Genomic DNA, 3914 nt, shown 5'->3' on the forward strand with positions numbered 1-3914 from the left:
GGAACTGGCCGTCGATCCCCCTACCGCCGCCCGCAGGTTGCTCGGCGCGATCCTGTGGTCGGGACCGGTGGCGCTGCGCATCGTGGAAGTCGAGGCCTACGGCAGTAACCCCGACGGACCGTGGCCCGATCCGGCCGCACACTCCTGGCCGGGGCCGACGGCCCGCAACGCGGTGATGTTCGGCCCGGCCGGGCGGCTCTACGTCTACCGCTCGTACGGAATTCATCTCTGTGTCAACGTGACCGGTGGTTACGACGGTGAGGCAGGTGCGGTGCTCGTGCGCGCGGCGGAAGTAGTCGAGGGCATCGACCTCGCTCGCGAACGCAGGCCCGCCGCCCGCACGGACGCCGATCTGGCGCGGGGGCCGGGCAATGTCGGCAGCGCGCTCGGCATCAGCATGTCCGACTACGGAACCGAGCTGTTCGACCCGTTCTCCGCGCTGCGCCTCGCACTGGAACCACCGGTGCCGCAGTCCGATATCGCCACCGGTCCCCGAGTGGGTGTCAGCGTGGCCGCCGAGATCCCGTGGCGGTTCTGGCTACCGGCCTCGCCCGCCGTCTCGGTCTATCGGCGCAGCCCTCGCGCCCCGATGCCCTAGCGACGATTTCGACAGACTTCGCCGACAGCGATGAGTTTTCCGGCGACGGTCCGTCCTATCTGTTGAACGCGCTACCAACCCGGCGCGACCGACTCGAAGGACGAGACCATGACCACTGCGACCCCCTCCGCGAACCTCTCCGACGCCGCCGGCTACCGCCCCGGCAAGATCCGCAACCGCGTCCTGTGGACCCTGCAGATCGTGCTCGGCCTGTTCTTCGTCATCGCCTCCGGCGGCCCGAAGCTCGTCATCCCGAACACGTTGATGGACAACGCCCCCGAGAACCTGACCATCCCGATCGGGCTGCTGATCTTCATCGGAGTCGTCGAGGTGGCGGGCGGAATCGGCCTGATGGTGCCGCGCCTGTCCGGCCTGGCCGCCGCCGGTCTGTCCGTGCTCACGGTGCTCGCCGCGGCGACGCAGGCCTTCATCGCCGACAAGCCCGCGATGGGGATCTTCCCACTGGTGCTGGCCGCGATCTTCGCCTGGATCGCCTACGAACGCCGCGCCACCATCACCGCGCTGGTGCGATGAGTCACCACTCGACACGCTGACAATCGCCGGAGCCGTGAGGTTCCGGCGATTGTCGGCGTGCCGAGAGTTCGGTGACGGAGCTGATCTCGTGCTCCCGATTTCGTCGCCGAACCCAATAGGGCGAATCCCTCGCAGGTGCGACGATCGAGGACCACGTCGAGAAGACCGTACGAGCAGGAGCGCCCGTGTTCACTTTCCCCAGTAGTGACGGCACCACGATCCACGTGCGGAGCTGGCTCCCCACCGAGACCGAGCCGCGCGGGGTCGTGCAGATCGCGCACGGCATGGGCGAACATTCCGACCGCTACAGCCACCTCGCCGAACGACTGGCCGGTCTCGGGTTCGCCGTCTATGCCGACGACCACCGCGGGCACGGGCTCAGCATGGGTGCCGTACCGGGTGACCTGGGTCCCGACGGCTGGAACCTGCTCGTCGCCGACGAGGTCGCGCTCACCGAGATCCTGCGCGAACGTCACCCCGGGCTGCCCGTCACCCTGATCGGCCACAGCCTCGGCTCCTTCGCCGTGCAGCAGTACCTGCTCGACCATTCCGGCCTCGTCGACGAGGTGGTGCTGAGCGGCACGACCGCGGTCGACGGCCTGTTCGGCGAGATCGCGGCCGCCGGTGGTGACCTGATCGGCTTCTTCAACGCGGAGTTCCAGCCCACCCGCACCGACGCCGACTGGATCAGTCGCGACGAAGCCCAGGTCGACGCCTACAACGCCGACCCCTGGTGCGGTTTCGCCATCGACGACGCCAATATGGGCCTGCTCGCGGGCAACGCCCAGACGCGGCTGTCCGATCCGAGTACCGTGCGCGCCGACCTGCCCATCTACGTGATGGTCGGCGACAAGGACCCGCTCAACAACAAGCTCCGCCTGTCCGACCTGCTCGTCCAGCGCTACCGCGACGCGGGCCTGGCCGACCTCACCTACCGGGTCTACGCGGACGCCCGCCACGAAGTCCTCAACGAAACCAACCGCGACGAGGTCGAAGCCGATCTGCTCGCCTGGCTCACCCGCGCACGCGACTGACGAACCGCATGCGGAAAGATGGGTCAGCGTGACCGGCGACATCTTCGACGAACTGACCTGGCGCGGCCTGATCGCGCAGTCCACCGACCTGGACGAGCTGCGCGCTGCCGCGGCCACCGCGCCCCTGACGCTCTATGCCGGCTTCGACCCGACCGCCGCCAGCCTGCACGCCGGCCACCTCGTCCCGCTGCTCGCGCTCAAGCGCTTCCAGCTGGCCGGGCATCGGCCGATCGTGCTCGCCGGCGGCGCGACCGGCATGATCGGCGACCCACGTGACGTGGGCGAACGCATCATGAACTCGACCGACACCGTCGCCGAGTGGGCACAGCGCATCCGGGGCCAGCTCGAGCGGTTCGTCGACCTCGACGAGTCGCCGACCGGTGCGGTCATCGTGAACAACATGGACTGGACCGGCCCGCTGTCGACCGTGGACTTCCTGCGCGATGTCGGCAAGCACTTCTCCGTGAACGTGATGCTCGCCCGCGACACCGTCAAACGGCGGCTCGAAGGCGACGGCATCTCCTACACCGAGTTCAGCTACATGCTGCTGCAGGCCAACGACTACCTGCAGCTGCGGCGCGAGCACGGTTGCACGCTGCAGGTCGGTGGCTCCGATCAGTGGGGCAACATCATCGCCGGCGTCGAACTGAACCGGCGCGTCGACGGCGCGCATGTGCACGCGCTCACCGTGCCGCTGGTGACCTCGGCCGACGGCAAGAAGTTCGGCAAGTCCACCGGTGGCGGCAGCCTGTGGCTCGACCCCGAACTGACCAGCCCCTACGCCTGGTACCAGTACTTCGTGAACACCGCCGACGCCGATGTCGTGCGCTACCTGCGCTGGTTCACCTTCCTGAGCCGCGAAGAACTCGACGAACTCGAGCAGGCGACAGCGGAACGTCCGTTCGCCCGCGAGGCGCAAAAGCGCCTGGCAGCCGAGATGACCACGCTGGTGCACGGCGAGGCCGAGACCCGCGCGGCGGAACTGGCCAGCCATGCCCTGTTCGGCCGCGGTGAGCTCGGCGAACTTCCGCTGTCCACGCTCGGCGCCGCGTTGCGCGAAGCCGCGGTCGACGGCAAGGTCGCCGAGGTGGTGCCGGGTGAACCGAACACGATCGTCGACCTGCTCGTCGCGTCCGGCCTGTGCGAAAGCAAGGGCGCGGCCCGCCGGGTGGTCAACGAAGGCGGTGCGTCGGTGAACAACCAGCGGGTGAGCGACCTCGAATGGACTCCCTCCGATGCCGACTACCTGCACGGCGAGTGGCTGGTGCTGCGGCGCGGAAAGAAGAACATGGCGGGCGTGCATCGGATAGCCTGACGTCGTTGCGGAGGCCTGAGTCACATGCGTGTGATTCAGGCCGGCGCAAGGGCTGAGCGCACCGCCGTGACCTGCGGAGATCCGGTGCTGTCCAGGCGATTTGACGCGGCGTTATCCGGCGCGTAACTTATTGGAAGTCAGAGCGACACGGACACCAACCCGGAGCCGAGACGCTAGCCCGAGAGGCTGGCGGGCCATGGGAAAACGCGGTAGTACGGGGAAACGCCTGACAGAGCTGAAGATCTTGTGACCAGGCTTACGATTGACTTCGTCTGGACGTGAGGTTAGGCTGGAACAGTTGCCCTTCGGAAGATCCGGAACGATCCGGTCATTCCGTTTGTGCGTGTGTTCTTTGAGAACTCAATAGTGTGTCGATGAATGTCAGTGCCAATAATTATTATTGGTTCCAATCTTTCATGTACCCCCCGGTCGT

Annotated in this window: 4 protein-coding genes; all 4 read left to right on the forward strand. The window is 67.2% G+C overall.

The window, feature by feature from the left end:
- The first annotated feature begins 4 nt into the window (after positions 1–4).
- Complete coding sequence (locus tag ACFWF3_RS27315) at positions 5–598, forward strand: DNA-3-methyladenine glycosylase (protein WP_379316254.1); 594 nt, start codon at positions 5–7, stop codon at positions 596–598.
- 108 nt (positions 599–706) lie between these two features.
- Positions 707–1132 carry a DoxX family protein gene (locus tag ACFWF3_RS27320; protein WP_378994284.1) on the forward strand — a complete coding sequence of 142 codons (426 nt, stop codon included), beginning with the start codon at positions 707–709 and terminating at the stop codon, positions 1130–1132.
- A gap of 185 nt (positions 1133–1317) precedes the next feature.
- On the forward strand, positions 1318–2166 hold the full coding sequence (locus ACFWF3_RS27325; RefSeq protein ID WP_379316250.1) for an alpha/beta hydrolase: 849 nt from the start codon (positions 1318–1320) through the stop codon (positions 2164–2166).
- A gap of 28 nt (positions 2167–2194) precedes the next feature.
- On the forward strand, positions 2195–3481 hold the full coding sequence (gene tyrS / locus ACFWF3_RS27330) for a tyrosine--tRNA ligase (protein ID WP_379316252.1): 1287 nt from the start codon (positions 2195–2197) through the stop codon (positions 3479–3481).
- The last annotated feature ends 433 nt before the right edge of the window (positions 3482–3914 follow it).

The organism is Nocardia sp. NPDC060220, assembly GCF_042727815.1.
Taxonomy (GTDB): domain Bacteria; phylum Actinomycetota; class Actinomycetes; order Mycobacteriales; family Mycobacteriaceae; genus Nocardia.